Source organism: Pseudomonas sp. NFPP07, assembly GCF_900115645.1.
In the GTDB taxonomy this organism is placed as follows: domain Bacteria; phylum Pseudomonadota; class Gammaproteobacteria; order Pseudomonadales; family Pseudomonadaceae; genus Aquipseudomonas; species Aquipseudomonas chlororaphis.
Genome location: NZ_FOXG01000004.1, coordinates 1 through 23889, shown reverse-complemented (window position 1 = coordinate 23889; position 23889 = coordinate 1). Strand labels below are relative to the sequence as shown.

Here is a 23889-nt window from a genome sequence, read left to right as displayed (position 1 = left end):
CATACTAGTTCAAGTTCGATCGTCTGCCTGGCTGCCTTCCGGGAGGCGCGCGGCCCTGGACCTGGAAAGCTGCGCTCACCCAGGCCGCGGTTTATGATCGCTACCTGTCGTCCCTCACTGCGAGCCCGATCATGCCTTTTGAACTGGACCTTCCTGAAATCCGCGCCGGCATCGTTGAATTCCCTGTCTGGCATGCGCGCGGTGGTACCTCCACCGGTTTGATCCTGGCTCGCGAAACCCTGCCCGAGGACCCGTTGCTGGTCGAAGAACTGCTGCGTCACCTGATGGGAGTGCCGTTGAGCGGCGAGCTGCCGGGCAATAACCAGATCACCGGCCTGGGCCGTGGCGGGCCCACCAGCAACAAGGTGTTCATCGCCGAGCGCCAGCCCGGCGAGGCGCGGATGGTCAGTACCCTGGCACAGCTGGCGGCGGGTAAAAGCGCGATCGACTGGAGCGTCAACTGCGGCAACATGTCCGCGGCCTTGCCCCTGTACGCCCTGGAACGTGGCTGGCTGAGCGCGGACGAGGACAGCGCGCAGATCGAGATCTTCAACAGCAATACCCAGACCACCATGCTCGCGCGCCTGGCGTTCCGCGACGGTCGCCTGCTGAGCGATACGCGCATTCCCGGGGTCAATGGCGTGTTCCCTGGGGTCGACCTGTTTCTCAGCGATCCGGTGGGGGCCAAGACTGGCCAGCTGTTTCCCACCGGGCAACGCATCGACCTGCTCCATGGCGTGCGCGCCACCTGCCTCGACGTGGCGGTGCCGATGGTCATCGTCCAGGCCGCGGACTTGGGCAAGACCGGCCTGGAAACCCCGGCGCAGCTGGACGCCGATGCCGACTTCAAGGCGCGCTTGATCGGCTTGATGGTCGAGGGCGGCCTGCGCATGCAACTGCGCAATCGCAGCGGCGCCTTGATGAGTGCCGATGAGTTGCAGCGCAGCGAAACCCTGCCGAAGATCTGCATCGTCAGCCCGGCCCAGGGCGCGGGCGATATCAATACCCGCTATTTCACCCCGCAAAACGCCCATCCTTCATTGGCCGTCTCCGGTGGCTGCTGCCTGGCCGCCGCCTGCCTGGCGCCAGGCACCGTGGCCCATGAACTGCTCAAGACACCCAAGCCCCTGAGCGCCACCACAGCGGAATACCCGGTGTCGATCGAAAACCCGGCGGGGGTGCTGGACACCTTGATCACCGCGCGCGAGGAGGGTGCCTCAATGCGCATCGACGCGGCCGCCTACCGGCGCAGCGCGCAGATCCTGCTCAAGGGCCGGGTGCCGCTGTACAACGCTTCGACGGCGTTGGTCGAGGCGTTGCAAGGACGGCGTTGACCCGCAGGCGCTCCGGGCCCATCGCCGAACGGGGCCCTGCGGCTCACAGGTCCAGGTCGACCCACACCGCCGCGTGGTCCGAGCCGGCGTTTTCCTTCTTGTCCAGCTGCGGGTAGACCTCCCAGCGCTTGGGCTGGCTGCCCGGCCACATGCCCTTGCGCCATACGCCGCCGGCGGTGACGGTGGCGAACAGCGCGGGGGAGAGCAGCAGGTAGTCAATCTTGTTCGCCGCCTTGCAGGTGTCGAAGGTGCCGGGGTAACCACCGTCATCGAAGGCCGGATGGACAAAGGCATCCTTGAGGTCGGTGCCCTTGAGCAAGGGCTCCAACGGCGCGCTGTCCGGGGTGTCGTTGAAGTCGCCGACCACCGCGATATAGGCCTCGCCCTGGGCCACCAACTCTTGGTAGATGAGCTTGATTCGTTCGGCCTGGGCCAGGCGTTTTTTCGCCGAGGCCGCAAGGCCGCCGAAGCCTTTGCTCTTGAGGTGGTTGACCAGGACGATCAACTGCTTGTCCTTTTGTTTTCCAGAAGGCAGCGGGATATGGAACTGCGCGCAATCGCGGGAAAAGATCAGCTCGCCGTTGGCCGCGGTGTCGTCGACATGGCTGCGCAGCTGGCCGATGGGGTAGCCCGCGGCGGTCATCAGGCCGACATCGATGCCCCGCGTATCGTTGCCGTCGATCAGCATCACATGCTGGAACAGCGGGCCGCCCAGGGCGCCGATGATTTCGGTATTGAAGTCGCGCAGGGCCGGGCGGCTTTCCGCCTCGACCACCGCCAGCACATCGGCTTGCAGGTCGATCATCACCCGCGCGGTATTGCGCATGGCTTCCAGGTCCACCGGGGCCTCGATCAGCTCCAGCGAACCGACCCACTCGGTGCGGCCGTTGGCGACAATCTCCAGGCCACCGGCCTTGGGCCGCTTGACCAGGCTGCCTTTGTTCTGCCGCAGGATCACAAAGGGGCCCTTGTCCGACTTGCTCAGGCCCAGCTCGGTCAGCAGCTTGACCATCTGCGCCTTGTCCTGGTCGGTGTAGATGGGCTCGCCCAGCAGCTGGTTGAGCTTGGCGAAACGCTCCAGCACCGGCTTGCCTTCGGCCCAGCCTTCCAGGTTCATGGCCTTGGCGCGGTTGAACAGGTTTTCAACGTTGTAGGACGCGAGTCTCATCGGGCTCTTCCTTTGCGTGGGGCGGACGTCAATGCGCATTACAACCGATAAAAATGACCGAATGCCGACAGACGCGGCATCTTGTTGCCTTCTTTATGCTGAACTCAAGAAAGGGCTAAACCGGCCCGGGATTCCCGGTGGGCGAGTCGTAGAGGGGCGGTGGGGAAGCGACCTGACAGACAGTACTTCGCCCGAACCGAATGGGGAGGACAGGGCATGCATGATGAGTCCCGCGAGCAGGGCGAGCCGTTCAAGCGGCTGTTCTTCGCCTTGCCCTGCACCGCCGCCCAACGCCGGGCCATTGGCCAGTGGCGCAGCGCCCTGGGGCTCAGGAGCGGCCGGCCGGTGCCGGCGGAAAACTTTCATTTGACCCTGATGTTCCTGGGCTCGGTCGCCGTGGCGCAGATTCCGCGGATCTGCGCCGCGGCGGCGAGCGTGCGAACGCCCGGTGAGCCGCTGCACGTCCCGCTCGACCGCCTGGAGGTCTGGCGCCGGGCCGGGGTCTTGTTGCTGGCGCCGGCACAGGCGCCGCTGGCGTTGCGTCAGCTGGTGTATGCCTTGCAGGAAGCGCTGCTACCCCTTGGGTTGGTCGATTCGCCGCGGGAGTTTCGCCCACACTTGACCTTGATGCGCGACTTTCGGGCGCCAGTTCCCGAGTCCCAGACCCCTGCGGATTTTCAGCTGAGTGCCCGGCACTTCGCCCTGTACGAGTCGCATAAGGGCCGTTATCGGCCGCTGGCCGAATGGGCGCTGGCGCGGTGACGCTCGGGGCAGCCGCCGGTCAGCCGAAATCCGCGTGCCTCAGGGCCTGCACGTTATAGTTGATGAGGCCGAATCAATAGGAGGAGGGCATGCGCCAGATCGTCAGCAAAGAGCCGTGGTGGGCCGCGCCGCCGAAACCGGGCCAGGATGAGTCCGAGCTGGACTGGGGCTGGCTGGTCACTTACAACGAGGGCGAGCCGCGCTTCGAGTTCGTCAAGGAGCGCCCTTCGGAGCAGGAGATCCGTCAGCGCAAGAGTTGCCGGACCACGCCGTCCGAGTAGCCGGTCGGCGCGGAGGGCAATCTTGCGCGACCCTCACTGTTTGTAGCCGATCTGCCGTAGCAGGTTCTTGCGCCACAGGATGTCGTCGTCGCCTTCCAGGCCCTTGGCGCAGAAGCCATCCACCACCCCCAGCACCGCCCGGCCCTGCGCCGTTTCAGCGAGAATCACCTGGCTCGGGTTGGCGGTCGCGCAGAAGATGCGGCACACCTCAGGCACCATCTTCAGGGTGTTGAGCACGTTCAACGGATAAAAACCGTCGCCGAGAAACACGATAAAGCTGTGGCCGGCGGCGATCGCCTGGGCGTTCTTTTGCGCCAGCGCGATCATCGTCGGATCGCTGCCGGACCAGCGCACCAGGCATTGGCCGGAGGCTTCGCAAAAGGCCAGGCCAAAGGCGATGTTCGGCACGCTGGCGACCAGGGCTTCGTGGATGTCCTCGACGGACTTGATGAAGTGGGTCTGGCCGAAAATGAAGTTGGTGGCTTCCGGCTTGTCGATGTTCACGCTGATCAGTTGCATCTCGAACCGCTCCTTGCCGGTGTTGCGCGGCGCTGGGGGGCGTTGACGGAGAGGGGATGCCCGGCGCAGCCCGTTAGCACGGCGGCGGGATTGCTTCCAGCAACAGATCAAGCATAGCTATTCATTGGTCGCGGCTTCGCTCGTTCGCGCTTGGGGCAGGAGTGTCCGGGAAACAGGATCGGCGGTCATGCGTCGGCAGCGGCAGGCTGCTATGCCTTCCCTAGGGGGCAATGGTTTCGGGCCGGCCGAGAGGCGGGGCGATACCGATGCGTGGTCGTGGTCACGGTGCCTGCCTGGCGCACGCAACGAACAACGGGCGCCCGTTTCGCAGGAGGTGGCAGATGTTATTCATTGTCAGTTGGTCAATCAGCCCCGAACGTCGTAACAGTGCGATCGAGCGATTTCTCAAGACGGGTGGGGCGCCACCCGCAGGGGTGAGCATGCTGGGACGCTGGCATGCCGTCGGCGGCATGACGGGGTTTGGGATCGCGGAAACCAGCGATCTCGCGCTGATGCAGAAATGGGTGCTTGAGTGGAGCGACCTGCTGCGCATGGAAGTGCACCCGGCGTTGACCGATGAACAGGCCGCGCCGCTATTGGCGGCAGCGCTTGGCAGGTAACGGGCAAGCAGACCGTTGGCGATCCGCCGAGGGCTGTCTGCCTCGGCCAATATACGGGGTAACGCTGTTTGTCGGCGTGCCCCGGCCATTCACGAAGTGGAGGTTGTCATGCCGAAGTTCGTCATCGAGCGCGAGATGCCGGAAGCCGGGGCGCTTACGCCGCAGGATCTGCAACAGATCTCGCAAAAATCCTGCAAGGTTATCAGTGAGCTGGGGTCGCAAGTGCAGTGGCTGCATAGCTACGTCACGGGCGACAAGATCTATTGTGTCTATATCTCCCCGGACGAGGAACTCGTCAGGGAGCACGCCAGGCTAGGCGGTTTTCCGGCGGACCGGGTATCGCGGGTGACCTCGATCATCGATCCGACGACCGCGGAGTAGGGCCTTGCGGTGACATGTGTGCGCCTGGCTCGGCGTCCCCTTACTCCAGGGCGAGGTGATGTCGCTGGCAGGAAAACAAGGCCGCCCTCGGGGCGGCCTTTTTCATGGGCGCGGCGTGCCGCGTTAGCGTCGCGGGGCGTCTTGCCAGGCACAGGCTCGGCTATGCTGCAGAGTCGACGGCCGGTTTGCGGCCGATGTCCACACCTTGAACCAAGAGCGCCATGAGAAAAACCACCCAGCAGATGTTGCTCCACGAAATCGCCGACTGGCGCCACCGTGGCCTGATCGATGCCGAGGCGCAGCAGCGGCTCGGCGCCCTGTACGAACGTCCCGAACACCGCTTGTCCACGGTCCTGCAATGGCTGGGCATCGGTGCGGTGTTGCTGATCGGCATGGCGGTGCTGGGCGGCATTGGCCTGCTGGCCGAGTCGGTGCTGGTGGGGGCGGTGCTGTTTTTCGCCGCCGGTGTCGGGCTATGGCTGATCGGCGCGCGCCTGGCCCGCGACCCGGCGCGGCGCATGCCGGTCACCGGGGTGGCGATCCTGACCATCGGCCTGATCCTGATGGGCGCGAGCCTGTTGCTGGGCAGCTCCGACAGCGAGACCGGCGACTTCGGCAACCTGCCCCTGGCGCTGCTGGTCACCGCCGCCCTGAGCATCGCCACCGCCTATGGCTATCGCCTGCGCTGGCCGCTGCTGCTGGGCCTGCTCTGCGTCTTCCACGGCCTGGGTTCGTGGGAGTGGTATGGCGGTTCCGGCACTTACTATTTCGGCATCCAGGACCCGCGCTCCATGGCCGTGATCGCCGCGCTGACCGCGCTCCTGGGGCTCTGGCACCAGCGCGCCGAGGATCACGCCTTGCGCCGGTTCAGTGGCTTTGGGCGGTTGTATGTGATCTTCGGATTGTTGTACTTCAACTGTTCGCTGTGGTTCCTCAGCCTGGAGGAAGCTTACCGCCAGACCCTGACCTGGACCCTGTTGTTCACCTTGGGCGCCATCGTCCAATTGGTACTCGGCGCGCGCTTCAAGCACCCCAGCTTCACCGGTTTTGGCGTGGTGTTCCTCGGCATCGACCTGTACACGCGCTTTTATGAGTACGCCTGGGAACAGCTGAGCGCCGCGGTGTTTTTTGCCGTGGCCGGCGCCCTCGGCATGCTCCTGGGCTGGTTGTTCGAACGCACCGCGCTGCGCGCCGGGGAGGCTGGCCAATGAACCCGGATCGCCGTAATCGCCAGGTGCACAACGCCCTGGACCAATGGCTGCGCGACGGCCTGATCGACACCCAGGCCCACGCGCGGATCGCCGAGCTGTATCCGCAGACCCGCTGGGACTGGCGTTCCCTGGGGCGCTGGTTCCTGACCTTCGGCGCCATCAGCCTGGCGGCGGGCTTGCTGATCCTGCTGCATGAACACCTGACGTTCACCTTGCCGAAACTGGCGGGCGGCCTCGGCCTGTTGATGGTCGGCTTGTTCGTCGCCGGGCGCTGGCTGCTGGGCAAGCAGCTGAAGCTGCTCGGCGCGACCCTGGAGTTGCTCGGCGGGTTTGCCCTGATCGGCCTGAGCCTGGTGCTGGGCATGATCTACTCCGACGGCTCGGGCAACTGGCCGGCGCTGTTGCTGGTGGACCTGCTGCTGTTGCTGGCGCTCAGTTATGTGCTGAACAACGCCTTGCTGCTGACCCTGTGCAGCGTGCTGTTCTTCATCTGGTTCGGCGGGCGCAGCGGTTATGAGTCGGGGTGGGGCGCCTACTGGTTCGGCATGAACTACCCGCTGCGTTTCCTCGGCGCGGCCCTGGCCATGGTGCTGTTCGGCTTTGTCCATCTGTGGGGCGAGGCCTCGAGGCTGGCCCGTTATCGCGGCTTTGCCAAGGTGTGGATTTCTGCCGGGCTGTTCATGGCCCAGATGTCGTTGTGGCTGCTGTCGCTGTTCGGCAGCTACGACCTGATCGACGGTCCGTGGCACCTGGCCGAGGCCGGCGAACTGGTGCTGTTCAATGGGCTGTGGGCAGCGTTCAGCCTGGGCTTGCTGGCACTGGGCATTCGCTTGCGCTTTTCCATGCTGGTGGGCTATGGCGCGACCTTCTTCATCATCCAGCTGTACACGCTGTTCTTCACCCAACTGGCGGACACCCTGGGCTGGTTCGTCAGCCTGCTGATTGCTGGTGGCAGCCTGCTGGGGCTGGTGATCTGGCTGGAAGGCAAGCGCCAGCAACGCCGGGCTGGGCCGGGCGAAGCGGAATCGGTGTAGGGAAGGGGAGAAGCCCATGCCCGAAGTTGCGGGCATGGGCAGGCGACGGACCCTAGGCTGTCAGTCGTTTTTCGATATCCCGGTAGGTTTCGCTGTCCGTGGCCGCCAGCAGTTTGCGGCCATCCTTGAAGGTGCCGATGAAGGTCACCTCGGTTTCCTTGCCGGCTATCAGGTAGCCCGCAAGCGCACCCACCGGACCCAGCAGCATGGCCCCGGCGATGCCGTAGCCAATGGCGTCCCTGTTGGTGATGCTGTCCTGTGTCGCGATTTCCAGGTGTTTGAATGCGGAAGCTTTGACCTCGACGCCCGGGGAGGGGTTGGTCACGGTCGGCAGCTTGAAGACGCCCTGTCGGTACTCGCCATTCCCTTGTAGAAAATCACCAGCCAATACATTGATCTTTGCCATGTTGAATATCCTTGTTCAAGCATTGCGGATTGACCATACAGCGCCGTCCCGTGTCCACCGTCAATGAGGGGGCGATGAAGGGCGGTACCACTGATCGGTGATGTTGCGCCTAACAGCATCGGTCTCGAGTGTAGACGCCTGGTTGACGCAGATCAGTTCGCTGGTCGCAATGGGCTACCGCTCGTCCGTTTGATTCTGCGCGGGCTGCAAGGCTGTCACGAGCTGTCCGGCGTCCATGTTCGGCAATGTTAATAAATGTTAGGTATTAAAAAATACTTCACATAATCCGTTCATTGATGGATGATCAGGCCACACCTGATAACAACAAATCACAGGACGGCCCCTCGATGTCCGACACGGTCTCGATTCACCCGCCAGGCGACCCTGTCGCCCCCGCCGCCCGTGCTGCCCTTTACCCCGCGGCCCGCCGCCCGCGCCTTGCCGGCGTGGAGCAAGCCGCTGTCTTCCCTGGAGTACCCCATGAATAACAAGAATGTCGGTGTTGTCGGCCTGGGCGCGATGGGCCTGGGCATTGCCCGCTCGCTGCTGCGCGCGGGTTTCAAGGTGCATGCCTGTGACGTGCGTGAAGCGGTCACCCAACAGTTCGCCAGCGAAGGCGGAGTGGCCTGCGCATCGGCGGCGCGGATGGCCGAGGCCTGCGATGTGATCATCACAGTGGTGGTCAACGCCGAGCAGACCGAAACCGTGCTGTTCGGTGGAGAGGGCGCCGTGGCGGCGTTGGGTGCCGGCAGCCTGGTGATCGGTTGCGCCACCGTGGCGCCGACCTACGCCGTGGAGCTGGGCGAGCGCCTGGCCGAGCAGGGCCTGCTGTACCTCGACGCGCCGATCTCCGGCGGCGCGGCCAAGGCCGCCGCCGGCGAGATGACCATGATGACCTCCGGCCCGGCTGCGGCCTACGCCAAGGCCGAAGCGATCCTTGCCGGCATGGCGGGCAAAGTCTATCGCCTGGGCGACGCCCACGGCCTGGGCTCCAAGGTCAAGATCATCAACCAGCTGCTGGCCGGGGTGCACATTGCCGCGTCCGCCGAAGCCATGGCCCTGGGCCTGCGCGAAGGGGTGGACGCCGACGCCCTGTACGAAGTGATCACCCATAGCGCCGGCAACTCCTGGATGTTCGAGAACCGCGTGCCGCACATCCTCAAGGCCGACTACACGCCACTATCGGCGGTGGACATCTTCGTCAAGGACCTGGGCCTGGTGCTGGATACCGCCCGCGCCAGCAAATTCCCGCTGCCGCTGTCGGCCACCGCGCACCAGATGTTCATGCAGGCCTCCAGCGCCGGTTTCGGCCGTGAGGACGACTCGGCGGTGATCAAGATTTTCCCGGGCATCGACCTGCCGACCGCCAAGCCCGAGCCTGTCTGAGGAACGCTCCATGACCCATTCCACCGCACGCCCGTTGCTGGGCTGCATCGCCGACGATTTCACCGGCGCCACTGACCTTGCCAACATGCTGGTGCGCGGCGGCATGCGCACGGTGCAAAGCATCGGTATCCCCAGCCGCGAAGTCGCGGCCGGGCTGGATGCCGACGCCATCGTCATCGCCCTCAAGTCGCGCACCACGCCGGTCAAGGAGGCGGTCGAGGAATCCCTCGCCGCCCTCGGCTGGCTGCGCGAACAGGGCTGCGAGCAGATCTTCTTCAAGTACTGCTCGACCTTCGATTCCACCGCCGCCGGCAATATCGGCCAGGTCAGCGAGGCCCTGCTTAAGGCCCTGAACAGTGATTTCACCCTGGCGTGCCCGGCGTTCCCGGAAAACGGCCGGACCATTTTCCGTGGCCACCTGTTCGTCCAGGACCAGTTGCTCAGCGAGTCGGGCATGCAGCATCACCCGCTGACGCCGATGACCGATGCCAACCTGGTGCGCGTGCTGCAGGCCCAGACCCAATTGAAAGTCGGCCTGCTGCGCTACGACAGCATCGCCGGGGGCGTCGAGGCGGTGCGGGCGAAAATCGCCGAACTGCGCGCGCAGGGCGTCGGCATGGCCATCGCCGATGCGCTGTCCGACCAGGACCTCTATACCCTGGGCAGCGCCTGCGCCGACCTGCCGCTGCTCACCGGCGGTTCCGGCCTGGCCCTGGGCCTGCCGGGCAACTTCCGCCGCGCCGGCAAACTGCGCGACTTCGACGCGGCGTCGCTGCCGACGGTCGAAGGTGGCGAAGTGGTGCTGGCCGGCAGCGCCTCGGTGGCCACCATCGGCCAGGTCGCGGCCTGGCTGGAGGCCGACCGTCCGGCCCTGCGCATCGACCCCATGGCCCTGGCCGCCGGCGAGCCGGTGGTGGAGAACGCCCTGGCCTTTGCCCGCGACAGTGACGAAACCGTACTGATCTACGCCACCAGCACCCCGGCCGAGGTCAAGGCGGTGCAACAGCAGCTTGGCGTCGAACGCGCCGGCGCGCTGGTGGAGAACGCCCTGGGCGAGATCGCCGCGGGCCTGCGCCAGAACGGCGTGCGCCGTTTTGTGATTGCCGGTGGCGAAACCTCTGGCGCGGTGGTCAAGGCGCTGGGGGTCAACCTGTTGCAGATCGGCGCGCAGATCGACCCGGGCGTGCCGGCCACGCTCAGCGCTTCCGCCGAGCCGTTGGCGCTGGCCTTGAAGTCCGGCAACTTCGGCAGCCGCGACTTCTTCGCCAAGGCCCTCAGGCAACTGGCCGGAGGTGGCCAATGAGCGCCGCGGCGAATAAGGAACAGGCCCTGCGCGAAGAGATCTGCGACGTCGGCCGCAGCCTCTACCAGCGCGGCTACACCGTGGGCAGCGCCGGTAACATCAGCGCGCGCCTCGACGACGGCTGGCTGATTACCCCGACCGACGTCTGCCTCGGCCGCCTCGATCCGGCGGCCATCGCCAAGGTCAACCTGGCGGGGGAGTGGGTGTCCGGCGACAAGCCGTCCAAGACCCTGGCCCTGCATCGCCAGGTCTATGACCGCAACCCGGGCGTCGGCGGCGTGGTGCACACCCATTCCACCCACCTGGTGGCGCTGACCCTGGCCGGGGTATGGCGGCCGGACGACATCCTGCCGCCGCTGACGCCGTACCAGGTGATGAAGGTCGGGCACATCCCGCTGATCGGCTACCAGCGCCCGGGTTCGCCCAAGGTCGCCGAGCAGGTGGCGCAACTGGCCAACAGCGTGCGCGGGGTGATGCTCGAACGCCTGGGGCCGGTGGTCTGGGAAAGCTCGGTGGCCAAGGCCAGCTACGCCCTGGAAGAACTGGAAGAAACCGCGCGACTCTGGCTGATGAGCAATCCCAAGCCGGCGCCGCTGGATCAGGCAGCCCTGGATGAGCTGCGCGAGACCTTCGGCGCGCACTGGTAGGTAGCGCGCCGCTGCAACTCGAAACTGTAAACCGACATTGCAAGCATTGCCCGGGAGCCGTCGTCAGGCTCTCGACGGCCCCGGCTTGCCTGAAAAAACAATAACAACAGGACATCCCCGCATGACGTTCCCTGACTGCAGCTGTTTTGGCTTCACCGGCGCTTCTTTCTCTTATGAGGGAGGGGCCGCGCAATGAGCCCGCTTATCCTGATGTTGACGGCCGGCGCGGGCATCGCGCTGCTGCTGTTTTTGGTGCTCAAGTACAAGTTCCAACCCTTTGTCGCGCTGATGCTGGTGAGCATCCTGGTGGCGCTGGTGGCCGGGGTGAAACCGGCCGACCTGGTGGCGACCATCGAAGGCGGCATGGGCAAGACCCTCGGCCATATCGCGATCATCATCGCCCTCGGCGCCATGATCGGGCGGATCATCGAGCTGTCCGGCGGCGCCGAGGCGCTGGCCAAGACCCTGATCGAGCGTTTCGGCAACCGCCGCACGCCGCTGGCGCTGACCATCGCCGGGTTCATCATCGGCGTGCCGGTGTTCTTCGAAGTGGGGGTGATCATCCTTATGCCGCTGGCCTATGGCGTCGCTCGCCGGGCGCGCAAGCCGCTGCTGGTGTTCGCCTTGCCGATGTGCGCGGCGCTGCTCACCGTGCATGCGTTCCTGCCGCCCCATCCGGGCGCCGTGGCCGCGGCCAGCCAGCTGGGCGCCGACCTGGGCCGGGTGCTGATGTTCGGCCTGCCGATCACCGCTTTCCTGTGCTACGTCGGCTACCGCGTGGCCGGGCGCATGACCCGGCGCTTCTACCCGATGACCGATGACATCCGCGCCGAAGTCTATGGCCCCCACGTGACCAACGAGGACCTGCAGGCCTGGACCAACGGCAACGGCCATGAGCAGAACCCGCAACAGGCGGCGGTGGCGGCGTCCCACATGGGCCTGGAAGAATCCACCAGCGCCATAGTCGCCAAGCTGCCACCGGCGCCCGCGCCGGGTTTCGGCCTGATCGTCAGCCTGATCCTGCTGCCGATCGTGCTGATCCTGCTGGGCACCCTGGCCACTTCGCTGCTGCCGGCCGAATCCACCCTGCGTGGAGTGATGACCGTGCTCGGCGCGCCGCTGGTGGCGCTGCTGATCGATACCTTGCTGTGCGCCTGGCTGCTGGGTTCGCGCCGTGGCTGGAGCCGCAACCAGGTGTCGGACGTGATCGGCTCGGCCTTGCCGGGCGTGGCCATGGTGATCCTGATCGCCGGGGCCGGCGGGGTGTTTGGCAAGGTGTTGGTGGACACCGGGATCGGCGCGGTGGTCTCCGACCTGCTGCGCACCACCGGCCTGCCGGTGCTGGCCCTGGGCTTCTTGCTGACCATGCTGCTGCGCGCGGTACAGGGGTCGACCACCGTGGCCCTGGTGACCACCGCCGGGATCATCAGCCCGCTGATCGCCACCCTGAACCTGACCCCCAACCACATGGCGCTGCTGTGCCTGGCCATGGGCGGTGGCGGGCTGGCGATGTCGCATATCAACGACGCCGGCTACTGGATCTTCACCAAGCTCGCCGGGCTCAACGTCGCCGACGGCCTGCGCACCTGGACCGTGATCACTACCTTGCTCGGCACCCTGGGTTTCTGTATTACCTTGCTGATCTGGCCTTTTGTCTGAGCCGTTTTTAGGAGCCAACATGCCTCGTTTTGCTGCCAACCTAAGCATGCTCTACCCGCAACACGGGTTTCTCGAGCGTTTCGCCGCCGCGGCGGCCGACGGTTTCGAAGCGGTGGAATACCTGTTCCCCTACGACTACAGCCCCCAGGAGCTCAAGCAGCGCCTGAGCGACAACGGCCTGGTCCAGGCCCTGTTCAACGCGCCGCCCGGCGACTGGGCGGCGGGCGAGCGGGGCACCGTGACCCTGCCGGGGCGCGAGGCGGAGTTCCGCGCCGGCTTCGAGCGCGCCCTGGAATACGCCGCGGTGCTGGGCAATTCGCGGATTCATGTAATGGCCGGCCTGCTGCCCTCGGAAGACCTGCGCGAACGCCATCACGCGGTGTACCTGGAGAACCTGGCCTACGCCACCGCCCAGGCGGCCAAGGCCGGGGTCACGGTGCTGCTGGAGCCGATCAACACCCGCGACATGCCGGGCTTCTTCCTCAACCGCCAGGACCAGGCCCAGGCGATCTGCAAGGAAGTCGGCGCGAGCAACCTCAAGGTGCAGTTCGACTGCTACCACTGCCAGATCGTCGAGGGCGACCTGGCGACCAAGCTGCGTCGCGACTTCGCCGGCATCGGCCATATCCAGATCGCCGGCGTGCCGGACCGCCACGAGCCGGACCTGGGCGAGTTGAACTACCCCTACCTGTTTGCGCTGATGGACCAGCTGGGCTACGACGGCTGGGTCGGTTGCGAGTATCGACCGCGCGGCGATACCTCGGCCGGGTTGCAATGGCTGCGGGACTGGAAAGCCTTCTGAGGGGCGGGCAGGGCGGTGGCGCTGGTCAGTGCGTGCCGCCCGCTAGCCGTGATTCTGCGCGAATCTGAACATTTCTGGAGGTGTCGGCCTTCGCTCTCCAGCTGCGGGTACATTGGCTCCCTGTCGCCAGGGCCATCACTGGTGCCATCAATGGGAGCGGGGAGCATGGAAAAGTCGATATTCGTCGATCAGTCGGGCCTGGACGACGCGCCTTGTCGTCCGCACGATCTGCATTGGGAACAGATCCCCACCGTGACCCTGGAGCGCATCGAGCGCGAATACCGCCGCGCCCGGCGCACCACCATTCTTGGTCAGTGGATCAATATCGCCAGCGTGCTGCTGGTGGTGCTGAGCGCCGCCTGCGGCCTCTGGCTGTGGAACCACTTCCGCGCCCAGGGGCTGGACCAGGGCTTCGGCCTGCGGCAACTGTTCGTGCTGCTGTTCTTTTTCGCCAGCCTGTGCGCGGTGGTGGAGTGGCTGCGGCGCATTCGCCGCACCACCCGGGTCGCCCTCGACGGCTTGAGCGAAGACCTGCGGGATATCGCCTGCGTGCTGTGGTTCAGAAAGCAGCACCAGTGAGCGGCACCCGCGCAGCGGTTGTCAGTCTTTCGCTGCAACCGCTTGCGAGTCGGACGGCAGCAGCAATTCCACCCCTTGCTTGCGAATCCCGTCCGCCGCGGCCTGGGCCAGGTCGTCGTCGCTGATGATCACGTCGAACTGCTCAAGCCCGGCGATGCGGTACATGCTGAAGGTGCCGTACTTCGAACTGCTGGCCACCAGCACCACCTGGGACGCCGACTGCATCGCCACCTGCTTGACCTCGACCTTCAACGCCGACGGCGTGGTGATGCCGCGGCGCAGGTCCCAGGAACTGGTGGACATGAAGGCGATGTCGGTCACCACCTGACGCAGGGTCGCCACCGCCAGCCCGCCGACGCAGGAGTGGTTGTCGTGGTCGAGCTGGCCGCCGGTGTGGATCACCGTCACCTGCGGCGCCTCCATCAGCGCCTGGACGATGCCGAAGTCATTGGTCACCACGGTCATGCCCGACAGCGCCTTGATGTACGGCACGATCTCCAGGGTGCTGGTGCCGGCGTCCAGGTACACCGTCATGTCCGCGTGCAGCAAACGCGCTGCCAGCCGGGCCATGGCCTGCTTCTGCGGCAGCTCGACCACCGCCTTGGTCTGGTGGCTCGGCTCGCTGTGCAGCTGGCTGGCGATACGCACCCCGCCAGTCACCGAATAGGCCCGGCCTTCCTGCTCCAGCAGCGCGATATCGCGGCGCACGGTCATGTGCGAGCAGTCGAACATCTCCATCAACTGATGCACGCTCAACACCTGGTGCTTGCGCAACTGGCGCAGGATCAGCTCGCGACGCTGCTCGGGAATCATCGGGGCGCCGCTATCGCTGGCGATGTCCTTGGGGTTGGGCATTGAGGCTCCGCAGTGGCTGGGCAGAAGGCAGGTAACTGGCGGACATAGTAGCGAATCCGCGGGGCGGGAACGAGAAGCACGCAACGGATCGTCCCCCTGTACGAGCGTGTGGCTCTGCTTCTGCAGGAGCGCAGCTTGCGCGCGATGAACGATGACGCGATATTCCTGCATTGCGCGTGACGGCTATGGAGCATCGACCGGCGAGCAGTTACCAAGGAGCGGTCATGGACCCCAAGCGTTATGAACACCTGACGATCAGCGTCGAGCCCCATGAAATGCGCATGAGCCACTGGGTGTACGCACCCAGGGTGGTGGATGCTCGCGATGGCCGGGTCGTGCTGGACCTGAGTGGCGGGCCGTGGGACCTGGTGTCCTGCTCGCCATCGACGGCGGCGGTGGAGCTGCTGTTGCGCAAGTACCCCGGAGAGCATGAGGCGCTCCGCCTGAGCATTCGCCTGGCCGACAACAGCCTGTGGCTGGAGGGCACTGCGGTTGCTACCGAGGATATCGAACGGGCGCTGGAGCGGGCGCAGCGCTGAGCCGCGCCGTGGCTCATGCCGGCGAAGCGTCACCGGGGCCTGACGACCGTTGGTAAGCTGGCGGTTCTTTCTTTTGCCAAATGGCATTAAAGTTAATGCCATCTGTCATCAGGCCGGGAGATGATCATGACCGCCGCCGCCAAGAATACCGCCACCGTGAAACCTTCGGCCGAGGCTGAGAAGGCCAAGGGCAGTGTGCCCAAGGCCATCGCCAAGGTCGAACCGCGCAAGCCCTCCGCCAGCCGCATCCGCGGCCCCAAGGCCAACCTGCTGCGCGAAGAGGCGGCGGTCTATGCGCTGCCTTCGCCCATGGTGCGCGGGCTGCTGCCGGGCACTGACGCCGATGACCCGATGGCGGTGTTCAGGGCCACCCAGCTGGGATTCTCCCTGGGTGCGGTGATCGAGCTGGTGGAGTCGGTCGAGGCCTTCAAGCGCTACAACGTGCTGGCGAAGATCGTCGGGTTTTCCGAGCGCACCCTGGCGCGGCGCCTGAAGAACCAGGACCAGGCCCTGACCCCCGAACAGAGCGCCCGCGCCTTGCACTACGCGCAAGTGCTGGAAAAGGCCGAGGCGGTGCTGGGCTCCCGGGCGCTGGCCGAAGACTGGATGACCCAGCCGGCGCTGGGCCTGGATGGCGAAGTCCCGATCGACCTGCTGGCCAACCCGGTGGGCTATGAACTGGTGACGGACTTTCTGCACCGGCTCGAGTTCGGGGTCTACTGATGCTCACCGACCCCCTGGCCCCGGCCTTGCATTTCTGGCGCCTCGACCAGGCCCGGCATGCCTCGACCTGGAACAGCGGCATTGGCGCCGAAGGCAGCGGCGGGCGCTGGAACCCCAAGGGGGTGCAAGTGGTGTACGCCAGCCTGGACGCCTCGACCGCGATCCTGGAAGTGGCGGTGCACAAGGGCTTCAAGGCCCTCGACTGCCTGCCCCACACCCTGACCGCGGCCCGGGTGCTGGACCCATCGCGGGTCCACACCGTCCGCCCCGAAGACATCCCCAACCCCAACTGGCTGATCCCCGGAACCCCCAGCCACAGCCAACAAGCCTTCGGCGCCAGCCTGCTGGAACAGCATCCCTTTGTGCTGATCCCCTCCAGCGTGTCGCGCCATAGCTGGAACCTGCTGATCAACCCCTTGCTGGCCACCGGGTTGTATGAGCTGGTGTTGCAGGAGCGCTTTGCGCTGGATGGGCGGTTGAGTCCGCCGGAGCGTGTCGTGTAGCGCAGCAGCACCGAGCAATTTCAGAATCTTCCTACACCCCGGCCGTAGCCACTTAGCGTAACGTTCCGTTGCCAACTGCAACCAAACTTGCCCCCATCTTGATGGGGGCTTTTTTTATGGACGATGTGGAAGCGGACACGGCCTGCTGAAAAGGAGTTTTTATGTGCCTATGCATCACTGGCTTTCTACCTGATGAAGCTAACGACAGTTCATTGCAGTACGAGTTGGACGTCTCGTCTGAGTTTGAACAGGCTGTAATGGGAATATTGGGCTGGCGGAGCTTGGCAACTGAAGCCGATGGTGAGCTACTGCTCACCAAGGAGCAGGTCAGGCAGATAGCAACGGCCATCAACGAAGTCTTACCTGACGACCTTGATATGTTTATTGGTGTTGAGGCATCAATGTTGAGGTGATAGCTCAGGAACGTTTATGAGTAGGGCGCTCTGCGCAGGGAAGAACCACACTCAAATGAAGAGGAGTTTTATGTACTTGCGCATCACTGGTTTTCTACCTGACGAAGCTAACGACGACTCATTGCAGTACAAGCTGAAAGTCTCATCTGAATGTGAGCAGACCGTAATGGAAATATTGGGTTGGCAGAGCTTGGCAGCCGAAGCTGGTGGCGAGTTGCCGCTCACCAAGGAGCAGGTCAGACAGATAGCCGCAGCCATTAAAGAGTCCTTACCCGGTCACCTCGATATGTTTATTGGTGTGGTGGCGTAGCTCCACCCATCATCCGTGTCCCTTGCTGACCCGTTGAAGAGCGAAACAGGAGGTTCTGATCGTTCTTATTCGCCCCCTGCGGTGCATAAGGACTTTTAGTACGGAGGTTTGGGAAAGCTCTGATATTTACGACTTTTCTGCATTGATAGGGTCGGTGCCTGAATTTTTCAGACACTCAGGATGTACTCATGGCCTATGTCATCAGGGAAGGAGACCCGACCACGACCGGTGGAAAGGTTATCGCAGGTTCATCAACGACCATCGTTGAGTACCGCAAAGTTGCACGCATCACCGACCCAGTGTGGTGCCCGGTGTGCCAGTCGGTGGGGTATATCGCGGAGGGCCATAACACATGGCTGGATAACCAACAGGCTATCGCGGTAGAAGGGGGCGCCGTTCAGTGTGGCTGCCCTGTAGGTTCTAACCGTCTTGTCGCCACTCAATCTTCTGTCCTCTCGGATAATCAGCCACCGGTTCCTGTTCCCGCCGCCTTGGTGCCGCAAGTTGTGGCGAACACCCAGCAATGGGCCGAAGCGATCAGGCGGGGATATTCGCAAAACCAATTCGCAGATTCGCTGCCGCGCGATCAGGTAAAGGGGCTGGCGCCCATCAGCGAAACGGCGCTGTCAGCGCCCGCCCGGTTGTCGCAACAAGGCGTAGAGCCGGGCTTTTATATCGTTCAGTCCCCGATAAGCCGTGCAGCCCTCGAAGTGGTGCTTTTCGGTCGGCCCGACGCGGCCCTCCTGGAGAAGTTTCGTCGGCTCAACCCCCAACTGACGGACACCGCCAAACCCGGCCAGATGGTGGTCCTCAGCCATTCTGAAAACCAACAGTGCAGCCGTGAAGAAGCACTGCTGATGGACGCAGCGCAAAAGGTCAGCGCCGCGTTGGACACCCTCACGGCCGAGGAGGCGGCCTTTATGGTCCAGTACCGGCAGCAGATCGAGTCCGTTCTGTCTTATGGCTCAACCAACCTTGGGGTCGCGACCGCTGCCGCCGGCAATCATCTGGACGGCATTAAAAGAACCTTGCAGGCCATCGAATCCCTCCACCAAACCTACTTCCTGCGGGATGGGCATCTACGCAGCGTCCAGTTCTTCGCCGAACGGCGGACGCTACTCGCCCGGCTGGACGCAAACCTCACCGCCATCACGAAAATGAGCATCGCCTTTCCCGACCACCCCGACCTGAAAACCGCCCTGGGAATTTCCAGCCGCAGCTTGGTTCATCATTGGACCAAAGCGGGCGCGGTGGGGCAGATACCGGGTTACGCCACGCATATCGAGGGCGTGTCGAAGGCTTCCAAGGTGCTCAAGTATGGGGGGTGGATTGGCACGGCTTTGGGCGGTGGCGCGTCTTATGTGAAGGTTCAGGATGTTTGTTCTGCGGGGAATAAAGAGGTTTGCGAGAAGGTGAAGTTTACTGAGGTGGGGAGTTTTGTTGGTGGGGTGTTCGGAGGGGCAATCGCCAGCCCGGTTTTAACCCAGGCTATGACTTCCATCTGTGCTGCAGTTGCTGTTCCTACAGGGGGGATGGGCGGTGTTGTCTGTGGCTTGGTGGTGGTTGGAGCGGGGAGCTATTTGGCAGGGAAGGGTGGAGGCGCCTTCGGAGAACTCCTCGGAGAAAATATTTATGAGGTCGGGCAATGAGTAAGTTAAGTACGGCGGAGTACGTGCTTACCTTTTTGGGTGTGGCCACGTTTTTGGGTGGGGGAGTTACTGCAGGGGTGTATTTCTATCTGAGCTTCACCCGAATGGATGAGATTTTGGGGTATGTAAAAAACTGCAAAGTAGTAAATAACCAAAGGTATTACCTTTATATGGGGGCTTGGGGGCGCTTTTTAATGGTTGGGATGATTTCGGGTGCCTTGGCATACTCTAACTATCAAATTAGAAAGGGGATGATGGATGCTGGTGATGTAGATAATTTTCCTGAGCCGCTCAAGCGGAGACTGATTGCAATGTTTAACATGCAGTTAGTATTCCTGGTCTGTCTAATAGTTGAGTTTATTGTTCTGAAGTTGATCAGGCCGTGATAAGTGGCGTTATTTATGAGGTTTTCAATTGGGCCTGCTTAACCTGGCGGCAGTTGTGCTTGCATTCACATTTGCCGGAATACTTGTTGGTGCCTTTGCCCTGATGGGTGTTTTTCTGTATGTCGGGTATTCACGTATGGAGGAAATGCTGGGCCATCTTGAGAATTGCCAAGCAATACAGCAAAGAAGGTTTCTTATGCACGTCGGGCCGTGGGGGACAGTCATGCTTACGGCGTCGATTGCGGGAATCATGACATTTCCCGGAATCTATCTTCGTCACGGCGGAGTCAGCCAGGCGGACTTGGACGCTTTTCCATCGCCCCTGAAGCGCAAGCTGATCCTGTTGCATATCGTGAATATTGCGTTGGCCGTGGGTGGTTTTTTGGTCGGCGGAGTAATGGTTATGTGTTGGATCTATGTAAAAAAAGGCGGACTTTAAGGCCCCGAGGTTCGGACATAAACTGCCACGCCTTTGTCGTTGCCCCGTATCGAGCCTAGAGCTAGCCTTTGATCGTCGCTGCAAACGCAGTGATCGGGCTTGGTAACCCGTTTTGATACAGGCGCATCGATATGGAGTTCAATCATGTGCGCCGACAAGTCGTCCGCAGATCGCGGCTTTTCTAATCTCCTTTTCCTGCTCAATTACGTCTGCTTCCTAAGAGCAAACGGAGGTGCGCTATGAGCACCTTCACCCCGATCAAAACCCTCGGCTTCGTCACCTTCGGTCTTTGCGGCGACGGCGATCAAACCCTGTTCCGCGTCAACGCCGACGTACCTCTGCACCAGGCCTTGGAACACGCTTCGACCCTGCTGTACTACGCCAAGAAACTCGCCCTCGATGCCGCCATGGAAGAGCAGGGCGAACGTTACGCCTGGGCCGCGCACTTTCTGGCGGAGATGGGCAAGGCGGTGATCGATGATGTGGGGTTGGGGCTGAGGGAAGAGGAGGTATTACAGGTTTAACAGGTAGGGAGATGTCGGGTAGGGCGCCGTTTCTGGGTGGCAGGGAAACGGCGTTTTTTAGGGCGGTCACCCCGGCACCGCACTCTCGATTTCCCGGAGTCTGGTTCGACTATCTTTCAGGGAATGAAGCCGATGGATCGCAATGACCGTCGGCGTTCCCTTCGGGCAGGCCATCCAGAAGCTGTTCTCACAGCCGTTCGATTTGCTGCTGGGGCGCCGAATCGGTCGGGAGCTGCCCGGGGACGTAGCGATGACAAAGAGCAACTATGCTAGGTCTGATGCCGAAATTGATTGAGCAGATCGGGCTTCCCGTCCTTGCGTCGTGGAAAAGCAATGGGAATGGGTTCGATCCGCTTGGGTTGAATTGACCGTCGCTGCCTCTCAAGGTCGGTCTGTTGGAGGTCTGAAGTTGCGTATCGCTTTTTTGGTGAACCGAGATGTGGAGAGCAACCTCACGCTCAACTTCCTGTTGCCCGAGATTCACGAGAGCACAGTGGGGATCTTCCTCTCGGAGAGAGTGGGAACGGGCAGCAAGGTACCCCGCATGCTCGGGCAACTCGCATTGATCGAGCAGGACCTCTTCAATGCCTTGGCTCCGGGGTTGAGCGGATCGAGCGACCAGGTCGGCAGCGGGCATCGATTCGGTTTTGCAGAACTGCAGCAACGCTTTGGGGTTCCTGTGCGGGTATTGCCCAGCTTGAGGGACCCGGTGGGCCTGCAAATGCTGCAGGAGGCGGGAGCGGATCTGTTTGTCTCAATCCGCTTTGGTCAAATCCTCTCCAATGAAGCGTTGGTCATTCCGTCACGCGGCGTCCTCAACCTTCACTCTGGCCTCTTGCCTCACTATCGAGGCGTTCTCGCGACGTTCCGGGCGCTGCTCAATGGTGACCCGGAGATCGGCTGTACGCTCCATTGGATAGACAGTCCCGGCATTGATGTGGGGCGCATCATTGAGACGGCGCGGGTGGCGGTCGAAAAGGAGCGCTCCTTGCTGTGGCACATCCTTGCACTTTATCAACCAGGCGCGAGCCTCATCCTGGACGCAATCAGACGCCTGGAGCGCGGCGAGCCCATGACGGGGGCGCCTCAGGATCCATCTGCAGGCGCCTACTACTCCTTTCCCAGCGAAGATGACCTGATGCGCTTCACCACACTGGGGTGGCGGCTCTTCGATCGCGAGGACGTCTGGGATCTTTTCGAGTCGTACGGATTTCCGTTGCGCACGCGCACGCTTTGAGCGTTGAACGGCGCCAGGCGTCCAGAGGTAGCGTGCTGTTTGCCTCCAACATCCGGTCACGAGAGGCACGCCAGAGCGCTGGTCCCCATGCCATGACCGGTGGAAGGAAGAGGTTCACCGGGCTGGCGAGGCATTGATCTGGTGTTTTTCCAGAGTTGAATCTGACAGTCTCGCGTGAGCGGCTGCATGACTGTGTTTCCAGTTGCGACCATGGCCGGATAGGCCGCCTCCTCGATACCCCGCGCAGAGCGCAGCCCGCACTGAGTTACCGCACTCCAGATATTTCCAAGACGATGGGGTTAGACATAAACTGCCACGCCTTTGTCGTTGCCCTGTATAGAGCCCGAGACTAGCCTTTGATCGTCGCTGCTAACTCAGCGATCGGGTTTGGTCGCCCGACTTGATACAGGCGCAACAGCGCCCCCTTGACGATTGCAGGCGCTTTTTTTGCGCTCGCATTTCCGTGCAATGGCGGCTGTGCGTGGAAGGGCTTCGGCCCTGCCGGGTTCCTGTATCTCCGGTCGACCAATCCGCGCACGGCTGCCACCCATTCGTTTGGTCGCGAACGTGGCAGCTCTCACTTTGATATGGGAGTTTCAATCATGTGCGCTATCAAAACCGCCGCCAATCGTGGTCGCTTCAACGGGGTAAAAGGAGGTGCACTATGAGCACCTCCACCCCGGTCAAAACCCTCGGCTTCGTCACCTTCGGCCCTTGCGGCGACGGCGAGCAAACCCTGTTTCGCGTCAACGCCGACGTGCCTCTGCCCCAAGCCCTGGAACACGCTTCGACCCTGCTGTACTACGCCAAGAAACTCGCCCTGGATGCGGCCATGGAAAAGCAGGGCGAACGTTACGCCTGGGCCGCGCACTTTCTGGCGGAGATGGGCAAGGCGGTGATCGATGATGTGGGGCTGGGTTTGAGGGAAGGGGAGGAGCTGAAGGTTTAGTGGAGGGATGTTGCAGAGCGCCGTTTCTGGGTGGCAGGGAAGCGGCGTTTTTTATGGTGGTTACCCCGCATCGCACTGTCGATTTCCCGGAGTCTGGTTCGACTATCTTTCAGGGAACGAAGCCAATGAGTCGCAATGACCGTCGGCGCTCCCAACCTGAGAACCTTTACGCGGACGAACCAGGAGAAGACCATGCGCAAGCTTATCGTTGCCGCTTTCATGAGCCTGGATGGCGTTATCCAGGCGCCCGGCGGGCCTGAAGAAGATACCAGCGGCGAATTCCGCTTCGGTGGCTGGGTCGTACCCTACGCCGACGAAGCCTTTGGCCAGGCCATGCAGGAGCTGTTCTCGCAACCGTTCGATTTGCTGCTGGGGCGCCGCACCTACGACATATTCGCCGGGTATTGGCCGCACATACAGGCCGGTTCAAGCAACAGCGCCATCGCCGACCTGTTCAACCGCGTGCCCAAGCATGTGGCCACCCACCGCCCCAATACGCTTGATTGGCACAACAGCCATGCGCTGCAAGGAAACCTTGCCGATGCCATACAGGCCCTCAAACAGCAGGGCGGCGCCCACCTGCTGACCCAAGGCAGCGGCGATCTAGTGCGCCAACTGCTGGCCGCCGGGTTGGTGGATGAGCTTCGGCTGATGATCCATCCCATCGTATTGGGGGGCGGCAAGCGGTTGTTCGACGATCAGGCACAAGCATCAGCCTTCACTTTGGTGAACTCGATGAGTACTTCTGGTGGGGTGTTGATTGCCCACTATGTTCGCAGTGGTGAGGTGCGTACAGGGACGTTTGAATAGTAGGAAAGACCGTGACGGTGTTGGAACCCTGCGCTTCGGGCGGGTAGTTTTCTCTGGAGTTTCAGGGCGTTGGCCTCGGGGCAAAAACGGGGGCGATTGTGAATGACCGCTAACGGCTGTGGATTCAACCGGTCGATGCAACACAACTAAATTCTGTGTAAGCAGAAGGAGTGTTGCAGATGAAGCAGAGACCTCGGATCTATTACACCGAAAGCCAGAAAAAACTGATGTGGGATCACTGGCAGAAAGGCGACTCTCTCCAGCACATAGCCCAACTATTTGATCGAAACCATTCATCGATACAGCGCATCTTGGCGGAAACAGGCGGTATCAGACCCGCTGTACGCCGCAGGTCCAGATTGGCTCTGACGTTGGCTGAGCGCGAAGAGATTTCGCGTGCAGTGGTGGCAGGTAACTCGATCCGTTCCATGGCCGCGCTGCTAGGGCGAGCAGCCTCTAC

General features: G+C 62.8%; 30 protein-coding genes. 26 read left to right on the top strand and 4 right to left on the bottom strand.

Translation table 11 applies throughout. The features are described 5' to 3' along the window. Nucleotides 1–131 precede the first annotated feature (131 nt). Nucleotides 132–1334 carry a PrpF domain-containing protein gene (locus BM019_RS11220; RefSeq protein ID WP_092418272.1) on the top strand — a complete coding sequence of 401 codons (1203 nt, stop codon included), beginning with the start codon at nt 132–134 and terminating at the stop codon, nt 1332–1334. Between the two features lie 43 nt (nt 1335–1377). Here the strand turns inward: BM019_RS11220 and BM019_RS11215 are convergent, their stop codons facing one another. Continuing rightward, the gene (locus BM019_RS11215; protein ID WP_092418271.1) at nt 1378–2502 is read right to left on the bottom strand and encodes an endonuclease/exonuclease/phosphatase family protein; all 1125 of its coding nucleotides are present in this window, start codon (nt 2500–2502) and stop codon (nt 1378–1380) included. A 216-nt stretch (nt 2503–2718) separates the two neighbouring features. Here BM019_RS11215 and thpR point away from each other — a divergent pair, with 216 nt between their 5' ends. Next, a complete protein-coding gene (thpR, locus tag BM019_RS11210; protein ID WP_092418270.1) occupies nt 2719–3264 on the top strand; it encodes an RNA 2',3'-cyclic phosphodiesterase in 546 nt (181 codons plus the stop codon). Between the two features lie 89 nt (nt 3265–3353). Beyond that, nucleotides 3354–3545 carry a hypothetical protein gene (locus BM019_RS11205; RefSeq protein WP_007931882.1) on the top strand — a complete coding sequence of 64 codons (192 nt, stop codon included), beginning with the start codon at nt 3354–3356 and terminating at the stop codon, nt 3543–3545. A gap of 33 nt (nt 3546–3578) precedes the next feature. On the opposite strand, the gene BM019_RS11200 is transcribed toward BM019_RS11205, so the two are convergent. After that, nucleotides 3579–4064, bottom strand: coding sequence for an adenosine-specific kinase (locus BM019_RS11200; protein WP_007931881.1), 486 nt, complete (start codon nt 4062–4064; stop codon nt 3579–3581). Nucleotides 4065–4405: 341 nt separating this feature from the next. Between BM019_RS11200 and BM019_RS11195 the strand changes: the two genes are divergently transcribed. The 4 genes from BM019_RS11195 to BM019_RS11180 all read left to right on the top strand — a co-directional run bounded on the left by BM019_RS11195 (nt 4406) and on the right by BM019_RS11180 (nt 7310). Continuing rightward, nucleotides 4406–4684 (top strand): DUF3303 domain-containing protein, encoded by a 279-nt coding sequence (locus BM019_RS11195; protein WP_007931878.1) that lies wholly within the window; start codon nt 4406–4408, stop codon nt 4682–4684. Nucleotides 4685–4792: 108 nt separating this feature from the next. Then, nucleotides 4793–5065 carry a DUF4242 domain-containing protein gene (locus BM019_RS11190; RefSeq protein WP_007931876.1) on the top strand — a complete coding sequence of 91 codons (273 nt, stop codon included), beginning with the start codon at nt 4793–4795 and terminating at the stop codon, nt 5063–5065. Nucleotides 5066–5286: 221 nt separating this feature from the next. Next, a complete protein-coding gene (locus BM019_RS11185) occupies nt 5287–6276 on the top strand; it encodes a DUF2157 domain-containing protein (protein WP_007931873.1) in 990 nt (329 codons plus the stop codon). Next, complete coding sequence (locus tag BM019_RS11180) at nt 6273–7310, top strand: DUF2157 domain-containing protein (protein WP_092418269.1); 1038 nt, start codon at nt 6273–6275, stop codon at nt 7308–7310. Before BM019_RS11185 ends, BM019_RS11180 begins: the two co-directional genes overlap by 4 nt. 52 nt (nt 7311–7362) lie before the next feature. Here the strand turns inward: BM019_RS11180 and BM019_RS11175 are convergent, their stop codons facing one another. Then, a complete protein-coding gene (locus BM019_RS11175; protein ID WP_007931870.1) occupies nt 7363–7716 on the bottom strand; it encodes a hypothetical protein in 354 nt (117 codons plus the stop codon). Nucleotides 7717–8016: 300 nt separating this feature from the next. On the opposite strand from BM019_RS11175, the gene ltnD reads away from it, so the two are divergent. From ltnD to BM019_RS11145, 6 genes are all read left to right on the top strand, one after another. Beyond that, a complete protein-coding gene (ltnD, locus tag BM019_RS11170) occupies nt 8017–9102 on the top strand; it encodes an L-threonate dehydrogenase (protein WP_275668615.1) in 1086 nt (361 codons plus the stop codon). A gap of 10 nt (nt 9103–9112) precedes the next feature. After that, nucleotides 9113–10405, top strand: coding sequence for a 3-oxo-tetronate kinase (gene otnK / locus BM019_RS11165; protein ID WP_092418267.1), 1293 nt, complete (start codon nt 9113–9115; stop codon nt 10403–10405). Beyond that, on the top strand, nt 10402–11052 hold the full coding sequence (locus tag BM019_RS11160) for a 3-oxo-tetronate 4-phosphate decarboxylase (RefSeq protein WP_085531187.1): 651 nt from the start codon (nt 10402–10404) through the stop codon (nt 11050–11052). Before otnK ends, BM019_RS11160 begins: the two co-directional genes overlap by 4 nt. Nucleotides 11053–11244: 192 nt before the next feature. Then, the gene (locus BM019_RS11155) at nt 11245–12711 is read left to right on the top strand and encodes a GntT/GntP/DsdX family permease (RefSeq protein ID WP_092418266.1); all 1467 of its coding nucleotides are present in this window, start codon (nt 11245–11247) and stop codon (nt 12709–12711) included. 19 nt (nt 12712–12730) lie between these two features. Next, the gene (gene otnI, locus BM019_RS11150; protein WP_092418265.1) at nt 12731–13513 is read left to right on the top strand and encodes a 2-oxo-tetronate isomerase; all 783 of its coding nucleotides are present in this window, start codon (nt 12731–12733) and stop codon (nt 13511–13513) included. Between the two features lie 165 nt (nt 13514–13678). Next, nucleotides 13679–14092, top strand: a complete 414-nt coding sequence (locus BM019_RS11145; RefSeq protein ID WP_009043526.1) for a hypothetical protein — start codon at nt 13679–13681, stop codon at nt 14090–14092. A gap of 21 nt (nt 14093–14113) precedes the next feature. Here BM019_RS11145 and BM019_RS11140 read toward each other — a convergent pair whose 3' ends face one another. Beyond that, nucleotides 14114–14947, bottom strand: a complete 834-nt coding sequence (locus BM019_RS11140) for a DeoR/GlpR family DNA-binding transcription regulator (protein WP_037004675.1) — start codon at nt 14945–14947, stop codon at nt 14114–14116. Nucleotides 14948–15171: 224 nt separating this feature from the next. On the opposite strand from BM019_RS11140, the gene BM019_RS11135 reads away from it, so the two are divergent. The 13 genes from BM019_RS11135 to BM019_RS11070 all read left to right on the top strand — a co-directional run. Next, nucleotides 15172–15486, top strand: coding sequence for a hypothetical protein (locus tag BM019_RS11135; protein ID WP_092418264.1), 315 nt, complete (start codon nt 15172–15174; stop codon nt 15484–15486). Between the two features lie 126 nt (nt 15487–15612). Then, nucleotides 15613–16209, top strand: a complete 597-nt coding sequence (locus BM019_RS11130) for a type II RES/Xre toxin-antitoxin system antitoxin (RefSeq protein WP_092418263.1) — start codon at nt 15613–15615, stop codon at nt 16207–16209. Next, nucleotides 16209–16712 carry an RES family NAD+ phosphorylase gene (locus BM019_RS11125; protein WP_009043530.1) on the top strand — a complete coding sequence of 168 codons (504 nt, stop codon included), beginning with the start codon at nt 16209–16211 and terminating at the stop codon, nt 16710–16712. Before BM019_RS11130 ends, BM019_RS11125 begins: the two co-directional genes overlap by 1 nt. 161 nt (nt 16713–16873) lie before the next feature. Beyond that, nucleotides 16874–17125 (top strand): pyocin S6 family toxin immunity protein, encoded by a 252-nt coding sequence (locus BM019_RS11120; RefSeq protein WP_092418262.1) that lies wholly within the window; start codon nt 16874–16876, stop codon nt 17123–17125. A 70-nt stretch (nt 17126–17195) separates the two neighbouring features. Then, nucleotides 17196–17435 (top strand): pyocin S6 family toxin immunity protein, encoded by a 240-nt coding sequence (locus BM019_RS11115; RefSeq protein WP_092418574.1) that lies wholly within the window; start codon nt 17196–17198, stop codon nt 17433–17435. A 188-nt stretch (nt 17436–17623) separates the two neighbouring features. Continuing rightward, nucleotides 17624–19084, top strand: coding sequence for a PAAR domain-containing protein (locus BM019_RS11110; RefSeq protein ID WP_092418261.1), 1461 nt, complete (start codon nt 17624–17626; stop codon nt 19082–19084). After that, complete coding sequence (locus tag BM019_RS11105) at nt 19081–19470, top strand: hypothetical protein (RefSeq protein WP_092418260.1); 390 nt, start codon at nt 19081–19083, stop codon at nt 19468–19470. Before BM019_RS11110 ends, BM019_RS11105 begins: the two co-directional genes overlap by 4 nt. A gap of 28 nt (nt 19471–19498) precedes the next feature. Next, a complete protein-coding gene (locus tag BM019_RS11100) occupies nt 19499–19909 on the top strand; it encodes a hypothetical protein (protein WP_092418259.1) in 411 nt (136 codons plus the stop codon). 239 nt (nt 19910–20148) lie between these two features. After that, a complete protein-coding gene (locus BM019_RS11095; protein ID WP_092418258.1) occupies nt 20149–20433 on the top strand; it encodes a DUF3077 domain-containing protein in 285 nt (94 codons plus the stop codon). A 409-nt stretch (nt 20434–20842) separates the two neighbouring features. Next, nucleotides 20843–21670, top strand: coding sequence for a formyl transferase (locus tag BM019_RS11090; RefSeq protein WP_092418257.1), 828 nt, complete (start codon nt 20843–20845; stop codon nt 21668–21670). A gap of 664 nt (nt 21671–22334) precedes the next feature. Next, the gene (locus BM019_RS11080) at nt 22335–22619 is read left to right on the top strand and encodes a DUF3077 domain-containing protein (RefSeq protein WP_092418256.1); all 285 of its coding nucleotides are present in this window, start codon (nt 22335–22337) and stop codon (nt 22617–22619) included. A gap of 192 nt (nt 22620–22811) precedes the next feature. Beyond that, nucleotides 22812–23429, top strand: coding sequence for a dihydrofolate reductase family protein (locus tag BM019_RS11075; RefSeq protein WP_092418255.1), 618 nt, complete (start codon nt 22812–22814; stop codon nt 23427–23429). Nucleotides 23430–23608: 179 nt separating this feature from the next. Then, a partial coding sequence (locus tag BM019_RS11070) for a helix-turn-helix domain-containing protein (protein ID WP_139217367.1) occupies nt 23609–23889 on the top strand: 281 nt, incomplete at its 3' end.

What these genes read in the sequence shown, in the direction of transcription:
- BM019_RS11220 (WP_092418272.1), top strand. Translation starts at nt 132, where the DNA reads ATGCCTTTTGAACTGGACCTTCCTGAAATCCGCGCCGGCATCGTTGAA.
- BM019_RS11215 (WP_092418271.1), bottom strand. Translation starts at nt 2,502, where the DNA reads ATGAGACTCGCGTCCTACAACGTTGAAAACCTGTTCAACCGCGCCAAG.
- thpR (WP_092418270.1), top strand. Translation starts at nt 2,719, where the DNA reads ATGCATGATGAGTCCCGCGAGCAGGGCGAGCCGTTCAAGCGGCTGTTC.
- BM019_RS11205 (WP_007931882.1), top strand. Translation starts at nt 3,354, where the DNA reads ATGCGCCAGATCGTCAGCAAAGAGCCGTGGTGGGCCGCGCCGCCGAAA.
- BM019_RS11200 (WP_007931881.1), bottom strand. Translation starts at nt 4,064, where the DNA reads ATGCAACTGATCAGCGTGAACATCGACAAGCCGGAAGCCACCAACTTC.
- BM019_RS11195 (WP_007931878.1), top strand. Translation starts at nt 4,406, where the DNA reads ATGTTATTCATTGTCAGTTGGTCAATCAGCCCCGAACGTCGTAACAGT.
- BM019_RS11190 (WP_007931876.1), top strand. Translation starts at nt 4,793, where the DNA reads ATGCCGAAGTTCGTCATCGAGCGCGAGATGCCGGAAGCCGGGGCGCTT.
- BM019_RS11185 (WP_007931873.1), top strand. Translation starts at nt 5,287, where the DNA reads ATGAGAAAAACCACCCAGCAGATGTTGCTCCACGAAATCGCCGACTGG.
- BM019_RS11180 (WP_092418269.1), top strand. Translation starts at nt 6,273, where the DNA reads ATGAACCCGGATCGCCGTAATCGCCAGGTGCACAACGCCCTGGACCAA.
- BM019_RS11175 (WP_007931870.1), bottom strand. Translation starts at nt 7,716, where the DNA reads ATGGCAAAGATCAATGTATTGGCTGGTGATTTTCTACAAGGGAATGGC.
- ltnD (WP_275668615.1), top strand. Translation starts at nt 8,017, where the DNA reads ATGATCAGGCCACACCTGATAACAACAAATCACAGGACGGCCCCTCGA.
- otnK (WP_092418267.1), top strand. Translation starts at nt 9,113, where the DNA reads ATGACCCATTCCACCGCACGCCCGTTGCTGGGCTGCATCGCCGACGAT.
- BM019_RS11160 (WP_085531187.1), top strand. Translation starts at nt 10,402, where the DNA reads ATGAGCGCCGCGGCGAATAAGGAACAGGCCCTGCGCGAAGAGATCTGC.
- BM019_RS11155 (WP_092418266.1), top strand. Translation starts at nt 11,245, where the DNA reads ATGAGCCCGCTTATCCTGATGTTGACGGCCGGCGCGGGCATCGCGCTG.
- otnI (WP_092418265.1), top strand. Translation starts at nt 12,731, where the DNA reads ATGCCTCGTTTTGCTGCCAACCTAAGCATGCTCTACCCGCAACACGGG.
- BM019_RS11145 (WP_009043526.1), top strand. Translation starts at nt 13,679, where the DNA reads ATGGAAAAGTCGATATTCGTCGATCAGTCGGGCCTGGACGACGCGCCT.
- BM019_RS11140 (WP_037004675.1), bottom strand. Translation starts at nt 14,947, where the DNA reads ATGCCCAACCCCAAGGACATCGCCAGCGATAGCGGCGCCCCGATGATT.
- BM019_RS11135 (WP_092418264.1), top strand. Translation starts at nt 15,172, where the DNA reads ATGGACCCCAAGCGTTATGAACACCTGACGATCAGCGTCGAGCCCCAT.
- BM019_RS11130 (WP_092418263.1), top strand. Translation starts at nt 15,613, where the DNA reads ATGACCGCCGCCGCCAAGAATACCGCCACCGTGAAACCTTCGGCCGAG.
- BM019_RS11125 (WP_009043530.1), top strand. Translation starts at nt 16,209, where the DNA reads ATGCTCACCGACCCCCTGGCCCCGGCCTTGCATTTCTGGCGCCTCGAC.
- BM019_RS11120 (WP_092418262.1), top strand. Translation starts at nt 16,874, where the DNA reads ATGTGCCTATGCATCACTGGCTTTCTACCTGATGAAGCTAACGACAGT.
- BM019_RS11115 (WP_092418574.1), top strand. Translation starts at nt 17,196, where the DNA reads ATGTACTTGCGCATCACTGGTTTTCTACCTGACGAAGCTAACGACGAC.
- BM019_RS11110 (WP_092418261.1), top strand. Translation starts at nt 17,624, where the DNA reads ATGGCCTATGTCATCAGGGAAGGAGACCCGACCACGACCGGTGGAAAG.
- BM019_RS11105 (WP_092418260.1), top strand. Translation starts at nt 19,081, where the DNA reads ATGAGTAAGTTAAGTACGGCGGAGTACGTGCTTACCTTTTTGGGTGTG.
- BM019_RS11095 (WP_092418258.1), top strand. Translation starts at nt 20,149, where the DNA reads ATGAGCACCTTCACCCCGATCAAAACCCTCGGCTTCGTCACCTTCGGT.
- BM019_RS11080 (WP_092418256.1), top strand. Translation starts at nt 22,335, where the DNA reads ATGAGCACCTCCACCCCGGTCAAAACCCTCGGCTTCGTCACCTTCGGC.
- BM019_RS11075 (WP_092418255.1), top strand. Translation starts at nt 22,812, where the DNA reads ATGCGCAAGCTTATCGTTGCCGCTTTCATGAGCCTGGATGGCGTTATC.